This window comes from Streptomyces sp. NPDC033131, from assembly GCF_055578365.1.
Map to the genome: position 1 here is coordinate 1 of NZ_JBVIPA010000040.1, position 13,437 is coordinate 13,437.

Below are 13,437 nucleotides of genomic sequence, written 5' to 3' on the forward strand. Positions count from 1 at the left end.
ATTTCCTCGGTGCTTTCCAGGTTCCCGCTCTCGCGTTTCCCTTTCCGGCGGTTCCGACTCTATCAGATCCTTTCGGGCCTGACTCCCAGTCAGAGAGGGTTGTCCTCGCGGCCACTCGGGCCGTTCCGACGTCTCAAACCTTAGCGGATCCTCCCGGTCAGCTCCTAATCGAGCTGCCGGACCCATATCGAAATTAATTCGGGCACGCCGAATTCAATCCCGCTGGGAGATCTTGCTAGTGGTTTGTGGTGCCGCTGATGCGGCGGAGGTGTCGTCGAAGAACCGTTACGGCTCCGCGGCAACCCGAAGAACTCTACGCAGCGGACAGAGGGCTGTCAAGCGTCGCCTGTCAAGATCTTTTGTGGCGGCATCAGTCCAGGTCGCTGAGGCGTCCGCCGGCGTCCGGCTGGGCGTCCTCCACCCTGCGCAGGAGGCGGGTGAGGACGTCGCCGAGGGCGGTGCGGTCCTTCTGTGACAGGTCCTGGAGCAGGTCCTCCTCGAAGACCGTGGCGAGACGCATCGCCTCCAGCCACTTCTCCCGGCCCTCCCCGGTGAGCTCGACGATCACGCGGACGCGGTTGGACTCGTCGCGCTCCCGGGTGACCAGTCCTTCGGTGACCATGCGGTCGATCCGGTGGGTCATCGCGGCCGGCGTCAGGCCGAGGCGCTTGGCGAGGTCGCTGGGGCCCAGGCGGTAGGGAGCACCGGAGAGGACGAGGGCCTTGAGGACCTCCCACTCGGCGTTGCTGATGCCGAGGGCGGCGGTCTGGCGGCCGTAGGCGACGTTCATACGGCGGTTCAGGCGGGACAGCGCCGAGACGATCTGCTCGACCTGGGGGTCGAGGTCCTGGAACTCGCGCTGGTAGGCGGCGATCTGCTCTTCGAGGGTCGGCTCGCCGGGGCTGCCTGGGGTGTCGCCCATAGGGCGAAGTATGGCATGGACCTGCTTGGCGTTGAAGTCCTTCGGTGTGTACTCTTTAGATTCTAACTTTAGCTTCGAAGTCTTCAGGCCTAACTACTGAGGGCATTCGACTACTTGAGAGAGGTGAACGTGACCAGGGCGAAGGGCGCTGCGATGCGCCGGATCCATGTGGGCAACGCACTCAGCGCGTTCGGGCTCGGCTTCACCGTCCCCTATCTGTACGTCTATGTGGCGCAGGTGCGGGGGCTGGGTGCCATGACGGCGGGGCTCGTCCTCGCCGTCTTCGCCGTGGCGGCGCTGATCGTGCTTCCGTTCTCCGGGCGGGCCATCGTCCGGCGAGGTCCGCTGCCGGTGCTGCTCGCCGCTCTGGTCACCGCCGCGCTGGGGGCGCTGAGCCTGGGGCTCGCGAGCAACGCGACGACCGTTTTGCTCTCGGCGGGCGCGCTCGGGGCCGGGCAGGCCGTGATGCAGCCGGCGCTGGCGACGATGATCGTGGACTGCTCGACCGCCGCCACGCGCTCGCGCGCCTTCGCCACGCAGTTCTTCCTGCAGAACCTGGGCCTCGGCGTCGGCGGGCTCATCGGTGGTCACCTCGTCGACACCACACACGTCTCGTCCTTCACGCTGCTGTTCGCGATCGAGGCGGCGATGTTCCTGCTGCTGGTCGTGGTGATGGCGAGCGTGCGGATGCCGCACTCGCCGCGGTTCGAGGACGCGCCTGGGCAGTCGCGCTCGGGCAGGGGCAGCTGGAAGCAGCTGCTGGGCAACCGGGCCATGGTGCAGCTGTGTGTGCTGGGTTTCGTGCTGTTCTTCGCCTGTTACGGGCAGTTCGAGTCGGGGCTGAGCGCGTACGGCGTGGAGGCCGCCGGGATCTCGACGTCCGCCCTCGGTACGGCGCTGGCCGCGAACACCGCGATGATCGTGGTCGCGCAGTTCGCGGTCCTGAGGTTCGTGGAGCGGCGGAGGCGGTCGCGGGTGATCGCGGCCGTGGGGCTGATCTGGGCCGTGGCGTGGGTCATGGCCGGGTACGCGGGGCTCGGGCACGGCAGCAAGGAGATGGCCACGGCCGCGTTCGTGTCGACGTATGCGCTGTTCGGGCTGGGTGAGGCGATGCTGTCGCCGACGGTCGCTCCGCTGGTCGCGGATCTTGCGCCGGAGGGGATGGCGGGGCAGTACAACTCCGCGTTCGCGCTGGTGAAGCAGCTCGCGTTGGCCGTGGGGCCGGCGGTGGGCGGGCCCATGGGGGCGTCGCTGCACGCGCCGTACGTCGTGACGTTCCTGCTGTTCTCGCTGGGGATCTCGGTGCTGGCGGTGCGGCTGGGGCGTCAGCTGACAGCCGCGCAGGATCAGCCGTGGTCGGCGAGGAGCCGGGTGGTGGCTCAGGGCGGCCCGACTCCGGCGGACCAGGCCCGCACGCGCGCCTGAGCCGGTCAGGCCCGGTTCACTTCGCGATCCTGGGCAGCGCGAACTCGCACCACACCGCCTTTCCGCCGCCCGGTGTCCGGCGGGATCCCCACGCCGAGGCGATCGTCGCCACGATGGCGATGCCCCGGCCGGACTCGTCGCCGGGTTCGGCGCGGCGGCGGCGAGGGAGGTGGTCGTCTCCGTCGGTGACCTCGACGATCAGGCGGCGGTCGGTGCGGCGCAGGCGCAGGCGCATCGGTGGCGTCCCGTGCTGCAGGGAGTTCGCGACCAGTTCGCTCACGGCCAGGACGCCCAGGTCGTGCAGTTCCACCGGGAACCGCCAGCTGGTCAGGACACCGGAGGCGAACGCACGCGCGCGTGGGGCCGCTTCCACGCCGCCGAGGAGTTCCAGGGCGGCGTTGCGGAAGAGCTCGCTGTCGGGGCCGGTGCGGGCGGGGTGCTGAAGGACCAGGACGGCCACGTCGTCGTCGTGGTCCGCCGTCACTCCGGCTGAGCGGACCAGGCGGTCGCACACCACCTGGGGGGTGCCCGTCGCGCCGGACAGGGCGCGCTCCAGGGCGGCGATGCCCTCGTCCAGGTCCTCGTTCCGGCGTTCCACCAGACCGTCCGTGTAGAGGACGGCCGTGGAGCCGGGGCTCAGGGCGATCGAGCCCGAGGTGTGCATCCAGCCGCCGGTACCGAGGGGCGGTCCGGTCGGTTCGTCGGCGCGCTGGACCACGCCGCTCTCGTCGCGGACCAGGATGGGCAGGTGGCCGGCCGAGGCGTACACGAGCCGGCCCTCGTTCGGGTCGTGGATGGCGTACACGCAGGTGGCGATCTGGTTGGCGTCGATCTCCATGGCGAGGCCGTCCAGGAGCTGGAGGACCTCGTGCGGGGGGAGGTCGAGGCGGGCGTAGGCCCGAACCGCCGTGCGGAGCTGGCCCATGATCGCCGCCGCGCGCACTCCTCGGCCCATCACGTCGCCGATCACGAGGGCGGTGCGGCCGCCGCCGAGGGTGATCACGTCGTACCAGTCGCCGCCGACCGCGGCTTCCGTGCCTCCTGGGTGGTAGGTGGCGGCGACGCGGAGGTCGTCCGGTTCTTCGAGTTCCTGCGGGAGCAGGGAGCGCTGGAGGGTGACGGCGGTCTCGCGCTGGCGGCGTTCGCTGGCTCTGAGGCGTTCGGCTGCCTCGGCGTGGTCGGTGACGTCCGTGGCGAACACGAGGACGGCTGCGCCGCCGTCTCCCGCGGTGACCGGGGTGCAGGCGAAGGTGTACGAGCGGCCGTCGGGGGCCTTGCGGGACTTGACCGTGCGGGGCTTGCCGCTGCGCAGGACCTGGTCCAGGAGCGGGAACAGGCCGAGTACGTCGAGTTCCGGCAGGGCCTCGCGGGCCGGGGCGCCGGTGGAGCGGGGGCCGAAGGCGGCGACGTAGGCGTCGTTGACGTAGGCGAGGCGGTGGTCGGGGCCGTGGACGAGGGCGACGAGGGCGGGGACGCGGTCGAGGACCTCGCGCACCGGGAGGTCGTCGACGGCGGGCACGGGCGGTGCGTCGTCGGTGAGTTGTTCGGCGCGGGCCGCGGGTACCGAGCCCGCGCCGTCCGGCCGCAGGTCCGCGGTGACCGGGTGGTCGGTCCGCGCTGCGGCGCGGCGCTGCGTTCCGGGGAGCCGGGCGCTCCAGCGCGTGAAGTTCACGAATCCTTGCCTCGTGTCGTCGTCTGCGGCGTTCTCGGCCGGCTCCGGACCCGGTCGGGGATCTGAGGGGTGGCACCCCGGGGTGGCAGCACTGTGGGGAAAGCCTCGCGGTGTCGGAGGGCGGGGTTGTGTCCGTCCAGGGTCGGGACCAGTCTGGCAGGGCGGCCGCCCGGGTCGGCATCCGTCAGACGCCTACCCCGCGGCTGGAGTTCCTCGGTCCGGTCAGGACGACCCCTTCGGGTCGTTCGTCGGGTCCTGAGGATGCTTTCCACCGGCCGCGAGTTCGAACTCCGCTCGGGGATGTTCGAGAGATCCGAGGGAGACGATCTCCCTCTTGAAGAGCCCGGACAGGGTCCATTCCGCGAGGACGCGGGCCTTTCGGTTGAAGGTGGGCACCCTGCTGAGGTGGTAGACGCGGTGCATGAACCAGGCAGGGTAGCCCTTCAGCTTGCGTCCGTAGACGTACGCGACACCCTTGTGCAGCCCCAGGGAGGCGACCGAGCCGACGTACTTGTGGGAGTACGTCTCCAGGGGCTCGCCCCGCAGACCGTGCGTGATGTTGTCGCCGAGGACCTTCGCCTGGCGGAGCGCGTGCTGGGCGTTGGGGGCGGTCTCCTTGCCGGGTTCCTCGGCCGTGACGTCGGGGACGGCGGCGGCGTCTCCGGCCGCCCACGCGTGCGTGGTGCCCTCGATCGTCAGCTCGGGGGTGCATGTCAGCCGACCGCGGTCGTTGCGGGGGAGGTCGGTGGCGGCGAGGAGCGGGTGGGGTTTGACGCCGGCCGTCCAGACGACCGTACGCGTGGGGAAGCGGGCGCCGTCGCTGAGGACGGCGACGCGGTCCGCGCAGGATTCGAGGCGGGTGTTCAGGCGTACGTCGATGTTGCGGCGGCGCAGTTCGGTGACCGTGTAGCGGCCCATCTCCTCGCCGACCTCGGGCAGGATGCGGCCCGAGGCCTCGACGAGGATCCACTTCATGTCGTCGGGCTGGACGTTGTGGTAGTAGCGGGCGGTGTAGCGGGCCATGTCCTCCAGCTCGCCGAGCGCCTCGACGCCGGCGTAGCCGCCGCCCACGAAGACGAAGGTCAGGGCAGCGTCGCGGACGGCCGGGTCGCGGGTGGAGGAGGCGATGTCCATCTGTTCGATGACGTGGTTGCGCAGGCCGATGGCCTCCTCGACGGTCTTGAAGCCGATGCCGTGTTCGGCGAGACCGGGGACGGGCAGGGTGCGCGAGATCGAGCCGGGGGCGAGGACCAGTTCGTCGTAGGTCAGCTGCTGTGCGCCGGTGCCCTCCTCCTCGGTGGCGAGTGTGGAGAGGGCGGCGGTGCGTTTGGCGTGGTCGATCGCGGTGATCTCGCCGACGACGACGTGGCAGCGGTCGAGGACGCGGCGCAGCGGTACGACGACGTGGCGGGGTGAGATGGAGCCTGCGGCCGCCTCGGGGAGGAACGGCTGGTAGGTCATGTACGGGTCGGGTGTGACCACGGTGATCTGCACGTCGCCCCGCGCGAGTTCTCGTTTCAGCTTTCGCTGGAGACGCAGGGCCGTGTACATCCCGACGTAGCCACCGCCGACAACGAGAATGCGCGCACGTTCCTTCACCATCCCATGACGCACCGGGCACCGGCGTTTGTCCACAGGCTCGACAATTTGTGTGACCGTGAGCCAGGGGTGCGCGGGGTTGGCCGAATCGCTGGAGCGCGGGGAAGGGCCGCAGGTCAGCTGGGGTGCACCGGGTGTCCGGAGGGGGCGCAATCGGGACGTATGCGACCCGTACTCCGATCGGGGGGCGCCCCGTGCGGAACGTGCCCCTTCTGAATTGACCCCCACTCAACTATGTTCGTGTGACGACGGGGTGTTGGGGGATGCGCCTTCGGGTCCGCTCCGAGCGGGTCCGTGAACCGGGTTTGTTCCGTTCGCTCCGGCTTTTCGATGACGGGGAGTGTCTCCGGGGGGAGACGTCATTACCGGGGGATCGCTTATGCATGTTCAGGACTCTCATTGGTCGTCCGCGTCCGCCGTCGCACCCGGTGGCGGGGCGATGGGCGGAGTGATGGGCTCAGCGATGGGCTCAGCGATGAGCGCGGCGGGCAACGGACGCGCGGGCAGTGCGCGGACCACGCCGCTGCGTGTGGATGCACAGCGCAATCTGGAGCACGTCCTGCGCGCGGCGCGCGAGGTGTTCGGCGAGCTGGGTTACGGCGCGCCGATGGAGGACGTGGCGCGGCGCGCGCGAGTCGGCGTCGGCACGGTGTACCGGCGCTTTCCGAGCAAGGACGTCCTGGTGCGGCGGATAGCCGAGGAGGAGACCTCCCGGCTGACCGACCAGGCGCGGACGGCGCTCGGTCAGGAGGACGAGCCGTGGTCGGCGCTGTCGCGCTTCCTGCGGACGTCGGTGGCCTCGGGTGCCGGGCGGCTGCTGCCGCCGCAGGTGCTGCGGGTCGGTGTGGCGGACGAGGGTTCACCGGACGGGGCGCGGGTGCCGCAGCAGCGGACGCAGCCGGGTGCCGGGGAGCTGCGGCTGGTTCCGGGGGACTCCCCGGTGCTCTCCACGGACGACGACCCGGGTGCCGCGGCGCTGCTCGAGGTGGTGGGTCAGCTCGTGGACCGGGCGCGTGCGGCGGGTGAGTTGCGGCCCGACGTGTCGGTGGCGGACGTACTGCTGGTGATCGCCACGGCGGCGCCTTCGCTGCCGGATGCCGCACAGCAGGCGGCGGCCTCGGCACGGTTGTTGGACATCCTGCTGGAGGGGTTGCGGTCGCGGCCGGTGTGAGGACGTCATCCTGCGCTGACCGGTGACTCGAAAAGGTGACGGTGAGGCGTGGGCGCTGCGTCGCCCCGCCTCGATCACCGCCCGGTACCGTGCCGGGCCTGTGGGTCGGGCTTCTCAACTCCCGCTCCGTGAGCGCTTGTTGAGCCTTGCCCGTGCGGGCGAGGGCTGGTGCTGCGGTGCGGTGGGCCCGCAGGGACGAGTGGACGGTCCGTACTCCGGGGTCCTGACCAAAACCCAATATGGCACTCTGACCCGGTGTTCGGGACTGGCAGGACCGGCGGCGGGGGCTTTCCGCGATGAGCTTTGACGGGCGGGACGAGTCACTCGGTGACGACGACGCGGAGTCCGGCGGCGCGGCCTCGCCGCATGTGCCCCTTCAGGGAGGACGGGCCGTCATCCCGGCGCAGGGCGGCGAGCCCGTCGAGGGCAGCGTGCCGGCGCAGCGCGACCGACGCGAGGACGGCGGCGTCCTGCCGCCGTCCAGGGAGCCCGCGCCGTCCGACGCCGGCCTGATCGAGCGGATGCGCTCGGGCGACGACACCGCCTACGAGGCGCTCTACCTGCGCCACGCGGGCGCGGTGCGCCGGTACGCGCGCACCTGCTGCCGCGACGGCCACACCGCCGACGACCTGACGGCCGAGGTCTTCGCCCGCATGCTCCAGGCGGTGCGCGGCGGCTCCGGCCCCGAGCACGCGGTGCGGGCGTACCTGCTCACCACCGTCCGACGGGTCGCCGCGAGCTGGACGAAGTCCGCGAAGCGGGAGCAACTGGTCGACGACTTCGCGGCGTTCGCGGCGCAGTCCGCTCGCGCGTCCGAGGTGTCCGACGACGACACCCTCGACCTGGGCGCCGATGTGCGGGCGATGCACGAGGCCGAGCAGTCGATGGCCATGCAGGCCTTCCGGTCGCTGCCCGAGCGGTGGCAGGCCGTGCTGTGGCACACCGAGGTGGAGGACGAGTCCCCGAGCGAGGTCGCCACCCTCTTCGGGCTCGACGCCAACGGCACCCGTGTGCTGGCCAGCCGGGCCCGCGAGGGCCTCAAGCAGGCCTACCTCCAGGCCCACGTCAGCGCCACGCTCGTCAGTGACGAGGAGTGCGCCCGCCATGCCGACCGGCTCGGCGCGTACGCCCGGGGCGGACTGCGCACCCGGGCCGAGCGGGGTCTGCGCAAGCACCTGGAGGAGTGCGCCAAGTGCCGGCTGGCGGCGGGCCAGATCAAGGAAGTCGCCGGCGGTATCCCCGCCGTCGTGCCGGTCGCGGTCATCGGCTGGTTCGGGGCCGCCGGGTATGCCAAGGCGGTCGGGTTCATCGCCGGCGGGGCCGGGGCGGGCGCGGCCGCCGCCGGGGCCGCGGCGGCGAGCGGCGGCTCGTCCGGCGGGGCGGGCGCCGGAGGCGGCGCGGCAGCCTCCGAAGGGCTGGGCGCGCCGGTGAAGGCCGCCATCGCGGCCGGTGCGGCGACCGTGGCGGCCGCCGCGATCGCGCTGGCGCTGATCGGCGACGACAGTCCGGCCAGGAAGCCGGATGCCAAGCCGCCCGCGTCCACGCCGGTGATCGAGCCCGCGAGGAACACGCCCGCGCCGCCGGAGAAGGAACCTCGGCCGGTGCCCCCGGTGCGCGCGGCGGCGCCCCTGGCTACTTCCTCTCCCACTCCGACGCCGGCGCCCACCGCCACGCCCGACCCCACGCCGACGCCCGCGCCGACGCCCGCCTCGACTCGGGCCCCGATCCCGACACGTGAGCCGACCCGTGCTCCGGAGCCGGCGCCCACCCCGACGCCCACGCCCCCACCGCCGCCGCCCACCCCGGTCGTCTACCGGTGGAGCGAGCTGTCGTACGACATCACCGGCGACGGCACCGGGCCCGAGATGCGGTTCGGCGAGAGCAGCTGGGTGTGGCAGCGGTACGGCGTCTCGATCGCCGGCAGGCAGTACGCGCACGACGTCACCGTGCACGGCCGCTCCTCCGTCACCGTCGACCTCAACCGCGAGTGCTCCGCCTACGACGCGCTGGTCGGCGTCGACGACATGACGGCCGGGCTGGGCAAGGTCTACTTCTCGGTCCACGCCGACGGTGTGCAGTTGTGGAAGTCCGGGATGGTCAGGGGCGGGGACGCGGCCGTGCCGGTCCATGTGAACCTCGCCGGACGCAGGACCGTACGGCTGGTGGTCGAGCCGTACAGCCACCTCGACAACGTGGCGCTCGCGGACTGGGCGGAATCGAAGTTCACCTGCGCGTAGAGGCTCGGCGGCCTTACCCGGCCCACTCGGCGAGGTGTCTGTGCAGCGCCTCGTGGAGGTGTGAGTCGGAAGTGCGGGTGTTCTCAGGCCAGCGCCGCGCCGCCCGAGGCGCCCGCTCCCAGTGCCCCCCTCTGGGGCGTGATTCCGGCCGGTACGGCACGCGTGCGTGCCGGGGTGCCTGTCCAGCAGGTGCCCCGGCGGGCGAGGAGGCGGCGGAGCCAGAGCTCCAGGGAGACCAGGTCGGCCAGGCCGTCCAGGGGCAGCGGCTCGCCGTCCGCCGCCGCGCGCAGCGCCTTGCGGACGACTCGGGCCTCCACCAGGCCCGCCTGGGCCAGCAGCGGGGTGCCGAACAGGGCCATCAGGGAGTCCGCGGAGACCCGCAGGCCGGTGCGGGCGGCTGCCGCCGAGGAGGCGTGGGACGGGGCGCCCCAGCCGGGCGGCAGGTCGGCCACGCCGGCGCCCTCCAGGACCGTACGGAGGATCGCGGCCCGCGCGCCCGGCTGGACCCGCAGGGACTCGGGGAGGGCGCGGCAGGCGCGGACGACCTGGTTGTCGAGGAAGGGGGCGTGCAGGCGCTGGAAGCGGATCTCGGCGGCCTGTTCCAGGATGCGGAGGTCCGCCGCGGTGCGGGCGAGGGCGCCGCGCGCGCGGAAGTCGCCGGGGCGCTGGCCGGGGCCGACCCCGGAGCGGTGGGTCGCGCCTTGCAGGCGAACCGATACTTCTGCCAGCGCCTCGCCGGTGAGCCAGCGCGCCGCCGGGCCCGGTCTGGCCCAGGCGAGTGCGGACAGGGACGCCCCGACGGCACCTCCGGGTTCGTCGAAGCGGCGCTGCATGAGGCGGTCGGCGAGGACCTCGAGGCCGGTGCGGTACGGCGTGCGGGCGAGGCGGCGTGCCGCACCGTACACGCGCGCGGGGACCAGTACCGAACCGTCGGCCCTGGCGAGCGCGGCGACGGGGCGTACGAGGTGGCGGCGTTTGCGGTCCATCAGGAGGTCCGCGAGGCGTGCCGGGTGGGCGTCCAGGACCTGGCGGGCGCCGTAGCCGGTGAAGTGGTCCGCGCTGCCGGCGGCGAGGCGGGCGCGGTGGCGGGCCGCCGTCACCAGGGACGGGCCGGGTTCGTCGGTGAGGGGGCCGTCCAGCTCCGCGTACGGCAACGTCTCCTCGCCGCCGGTCACCACCACGTGGTGCAGGCGCGGGTTGGCCGCGAGTGTGCCCGCCCGCTCCAGCTCGGACTCGCGGCCGCCGACGGCCAGGTCGTTGAAGGTGACGGCCAGCAGCCGCTCCCCCGCGCCCGTGCCGTGCCCCAGCACCGTGCCCGGCATGCCCGGCAGGCCGGCGGCGAGCAGGGCCAGGGTTCCCGAGGCGGGTCCCCCGGACAGGTCGGCCCCGATGCCCGGAACGGGCATCCCGCGCGCGGCACGCCGTTCCGCGGGGCCCATACCGGGGACCGGACCGGGGTCGATGTCGGCGCCGGGGACGTGGCGAGGAGCCGACAGACGCACGCGTACCGCCTCGACCAGCGCGTCGCGTACGGCGTCCACCGCCCTGTCCGGGTCGGCGATGGGGGCCGCCACCGCGAGGGAGGCGACCTGCTCGTAGCCGGCGATCTCGCGCGCCCCGGCGCGCAGGATCAGCGCATGCCCCGGCGGAATGCGCCGTACGCCGTCGTACGGGGTGGAGTCGTGCAGGGCGGCCGGCACGTCGGGGGCGGCGAGCAGCGCGGCGAGATGGCCGTAGTCGAGGTTGGCCTCGATGAGGTCGGCGAGCGGCAGCGCGGCCGTCGCGTAGGCCGTGCCGCCGGCCCAGGGGGTGTGGAACACGGGCCGGGCGCCCGCCAGGTCGCCGCAGACGGTGATCCGGCGGCCCACCTGGACGACGGCCGTGTAACTGCCCGGCCAGGCCGTCAGATGCCGAAGTGCGCCTCCGCGCGCGGCGAACAGTCCGACCCGCAGTTGCTCGTCCGTCGCTCCGCAGATGCCGAGGACCGCGATCCGGGTCTGATCGTCGGCCTTCACGACCCGCACCTCGTCCGGGCGCCAGTCGCCGACCGCCCACAGCGGATCGGGGTCGCCCCACAACAGGTGGGAGCCCACCGGATGCAAGGTCTCGCCGTCGTGTCCGACCGCCCCCGCGGAGCCTGCCTCGACGGCCCTCGCGGCGGTGCTGCTCCATCCCACCAACCACCGCATCGACGCCTCCACAGGCTGTGGACAACCAGTGCACCGTACGAACTCGGCACCATGCTGCCATGAAGGAGGCGCACCGGAGAGGCGGTGGGGCCGCTTGTGCTCCCCGCAATGCGCCCCGGCGGATACTCGCGCATCGCGTCGAACGCCCGGCCGAGGCAGGGGGATCGAGGGGCGGCGGCACGGTGATCGAGAACGTACGACAGACTGACTGCGACGCGAATGCGCCCCCGATACGCTCCCCCAGAACGCCCTGCGCGCCCTCAATTTCCGTGGTGGGAGGGCTGATGACCCGCACAGGCAAGGGTCGATTTTCGGCCAATTCGGTGTCAACGGAACGGCGTTGCCCACGCTCCGTACATGCTTCGCCCACCGTCCGGCGAACGCGCAGCCCGGGAGACGGAGTTCGCCCCCCGGGCCGTCCCGCCACCCGCGGGGATGTAGGCGGCGGTGTCCCCCAGCCCACTGGATCCAGTACAGCGGGCCGACCCACGCACGGCCCATGGAACCGCTCCCGCGATGGCCGGAGAAGAGCGCACGTACAGGCGCACGGCCACACAGCGGGAGCACACTGCAACCGTCCGTCGCGGACCCGCACTTCAGTACGGACCACAATCCCGCCAACCGGAACAATGCCCCTTAACGCTTGGGATGCGGCGAACTACGCTGGGTTTACGAATGCCGCGTGGTTATGCCAGCGCGGCAGCCGTCTGTGTCGAGGGGTGGCGCAATGTCCAGGGAGCAACGCGGGCCGAACGAAAAACTCGGCGCCGTTCTCGCCCTCGCGGGAATCAGCAACGCAGGACTCGCGCGTCGTGTCAACGACCTTGGCGCTCAACGCGGGTTGACTCTTCGCTACGACAAGACCTCGGTGGCGCGCTGGGTGTCGAAGGGCATGGTGCCGCAGGGCGCTGCGCCGCACCTCATCGCCGCCGCCATAGGGCAGAAGCTCGGCCGCCCGGTGCCGCTCCACGAGATCGGCCTGGCGGACGCGGATCCCGCACCCGAGGTGGGCCTCGCCTTCCCCAGGGACGTCGGACAGGCGGTGCGCTCGGCGACGGATCTGTACCGGCTCGACCTCGCAGGACGCCGGGCCGGCTCCGGCGGCATCTGGCAGTCGCTGGCCGGATCGTTCGCAGTAAGCGCGTACGCAACGCCTGCCTCACGATGGCTGATAACCCCGGCCGACAGCTCGGTGGCGCGCGAGGTGAACCCTGCCGAGGCCTCGGGCGCACCGCTCAAAGTCGGCCACAGCGATGTGCAGAAGCTGCGGGAGGCCGCGGAGGACGCCAGGCGCTGGGACTCCAAGTACGGAGGCGGCGACTGGCGTTCGTCGATGGTGCCCGAATGCCTGCGCGTGGAGGCGGCACCGCTGCTGCTCGGCTCGTACTCCGACGAGGTCGGACGGGCCCTCTTCGGCGCCTCCGCCGAGCTCACCCGCCTCGCCGGCTGGATGGCCTTCGACACGGGCCAGCAGGAGGCCGCGCAGCGCTACTACATCCAGGCGCTGCGCCTGGCTCGCGCCGCGGCCGACGTCCCCCTCGGGGGGTACGTGCTGGCCTCGATGTCGTTGCAGGCGACCTACCGAGGCTTCGGCGACGAGGGCGTCGACCTCGCCCAGGCCGCCCTGGAACGCAACCGGGGCCTGGCGACCGCCCGCACCATGAGCTTCTTCCGGCTCGTCGAGGCACGCGCCCACGCGCGCGCGGGTGACGCCCAGGCGGCCGGCGCCGCCCTGCGCGCCGCCGAGGGCTGGCTGGAGCGGGCCCGGGACGGCGACAGCGATCCGTCCTGGCTGGGCTTCTACTCGTACGACCGGTTCGCCGCGGACGCCGCCGAGTGCTACCGCGACCTGAAGGCACCGCGCCAGGTCCGCCGCTTCACCGAGCAGGCACTGTCGCAGCCGACGGAGGAGTTCGTACGCTCGCACGGCCTGCGTCTGGTGGTCTCGGCGGTCGCCGAGCTCGAGTCCGGCAATCTCGACGCGGCATGCGAGCAGGGCGTGCGGGCGGTGGAGGTCGCGGGGCGCATCTCATCCGCCCGCACCACCGAGTACGTGAAAGACCTCCTGCACCGGTTGGAGCCTTACGGTGACGAGCCGCGCGTGGTCGAGCTGCGGGAGCGGGCACGGCCGCTCCTCATGACGCCGGCCTGAGCCCTGACTGCTCCGTCCGCCTCCCGGGTTTGAGCGCATTGTCAGTGGCGCAGTGCACTATCGAAGCCGG

The 13,437-nt window shown here is 72.3% G+C and carries 8 protein-coding genes; 4 read left to right on the top strand and 4 right to left on the bottom strand.

Translation table 11 applies throughout. From position 1 onward, the window contains the following. Positions 1–370: 370 nt before the first annotated feature. Positions 371–922 (bottom strand): MarR family winged helix-turn-helix transcriptional regulator, encoded by a 552-nt coding sequence (locus ACZ5XS_RS36105; protein ID WP_468658607.1) that lies wholly within the window; start codon positions 920–922, stop codon positions 371–373. A 153-nt stretch (positions 923–1,075) separates the two neighbouring features. Here ACZ5XS_RS36105 and ACZ5XS_RS36110 point away from each other — a divergent pair, with 153 nt between their 5' ends. After that, positions 1,076–2,347: an MFS transporter gene (locus tag ACZ5XS_RS36110; RefSeq protein WP_468658748.1), complete on the top strand. Its 1,272-nt coding sequence runs from the start codon at positions 1,076–1,078 to the stop codon at positions 2,345–2,347. A gap of 16 nt (positions 2,348–2,363) precedes the next feature. Here the strand turns inward: ACZ5XS_RS36110 and ACZ5XS_RS36115 are convergent, their stop codons facing one another. Continuing rightward, the gene (locus tag ACZ5XS_RS36115) at positions 2,364–4,019 is read right to left on the bottom strand and encodes an ATP-binding SpoIIE family protein phosphatase (RefSeq protein ID WP_468658609.1); all 1,656 of its coding nucleotides are present in this window, start codon (positions 4,017–4,019) and stop codon (positions 2,364–2,366) included. A gap of 222 nt (positions 4,020–4,241) precedes the next feature. Then, positions 4,242–5,621, bottom strand: a complete 1,380-nt coding sequence (locus ACZ5XS_RS36120) for an NAD(P)/FAD-dependent oxidoreductase (protein WP_468658611.1) — start codon at positions 5,619–5,621, stop codon at positions 4,242–4,244. A gap of 376 nt (positions 5,622–5,997) precedes the next feature. On the opposite strand from ACZ5XS_RS36120, the gene ACZ5XS_RS36125 reads away from it, so the two are divergent. Together ACZ5XS_RS36125 and ACZ5XS_RS36130 are read left to right on the top strand one after the other, a co-directional pair. Beyond that, positions 5,998–6,789: a TetR/AcrR family transcriptional regulator gene (locus ACZ5XS_RS36125; RefSeq protein WP_468658613.1), complete on the top strand. Its 792-nt coding sequence runs from the start codon at positions 5,998–6,000 to the stop codon at positions 6,787–6,789. 296 nt (positions 6,790–7,085) lie between these two features. Continuing rightward, positions 7,086–9,026, top strand: coding sequence for a sigma-70 family RNA polymerase sigma factor (locus tag ACZ5XS_RS36130; RefSeq protein WP_468658615.1), 1,941 nt, complete (start codon positions 7,086–7,088; stop codon positions 9,024–9,026). Positions 9,027–9,109: 83 nt separating this feature from the next. On the opposite strand, the gene ACZ5XS_RS36135 is transcribed toward ACZ5XS_RS36130, so the two are convergent. Further along, positions 9,110–11,215 carry an asparagine synthase-related protein gene (locus ACZ5XS_RS36135; protein ID WP_468658617.1) on the bottom strand — a complete coding sequence of 702 codons (2,106 nt, stop codon included), beginning with the start codon at positions 11,213–11,215 and terminating at the stop codon, positions 9,110–9,112. 727 nt (positions 11,216–11,942) lie between these two features. On the opposite strand from ACZ5XS_RS36135, the gene ACZ5XS_RS36140 reads away from it, so the two are divergent. Next, a complete protein-coding gene (locus ACZ5XS_RS36140) occupies positions 11,943–13,367 on the top strand; it encodes an MFS transporter (protein ID WP_468658619.1) in 1,425 nt (474 codons plus the stop codon). Positions 13,368–13,437 lie beyond the last annotated feature (70 nt).

Excerpts from the sequence above, each read along its gene's own strand:
- ACZ5XS_RS36110 (WP_468658748.1), top strand. The coding sequence starts at position 1,076 with ATGCGCCGGATCCATGTGGGCAACGCACTCAGCGCGTTCGGGCTCGGC.
- ACZ5XS_RS36125 (WP_468658613.1), top strand. The coding sequence starts at position 5,998 with ATGCATGTTCAGGACTCTCATTGGTCGTCCGCGTCCGCCGTCGCACCC.
- ACZ5XS_RS36130 (WP_468658615.1), top strand. The coding sequence starts at position 7,086 with ATGAGCTTTGACGGGCGGGACGAGTCACTCGGTGACGACGACGCGGAG.
- ACZ5XS_RS36135 (WP_468658617.1), bottom strand. The coding sequence starts at position 11,215 with ATGCGGTGGTTGGTGGGATGGAGCAGCACCGCCGCGAGGGCCGTCGAG.
- ACZ5XS_RS36120 (WP_468658611.1), bottom strand. The coding sequence starts at position 5,621 with ATGGTGAAGGAACGTGCGCGCATTCTCGTTGTCGGCGGTGGCTACGTC.
- ACZ5XS_RS36105 (WP_468658607.1), bottom strand. The coding sequence starts at position 922 with ATGGGCGACACCCCAGGCAGCCCCGGCGAGCCGACCCTCGAAGAGCAG.
- ACZ5XS_RS36140 (WP_468658619.1), top strand. The coding sequence starts at position 11,943 with ATGTCCAGGGAGCAACGCGGGCCGAACGAAAAACTCGGCGCCGTTCTC.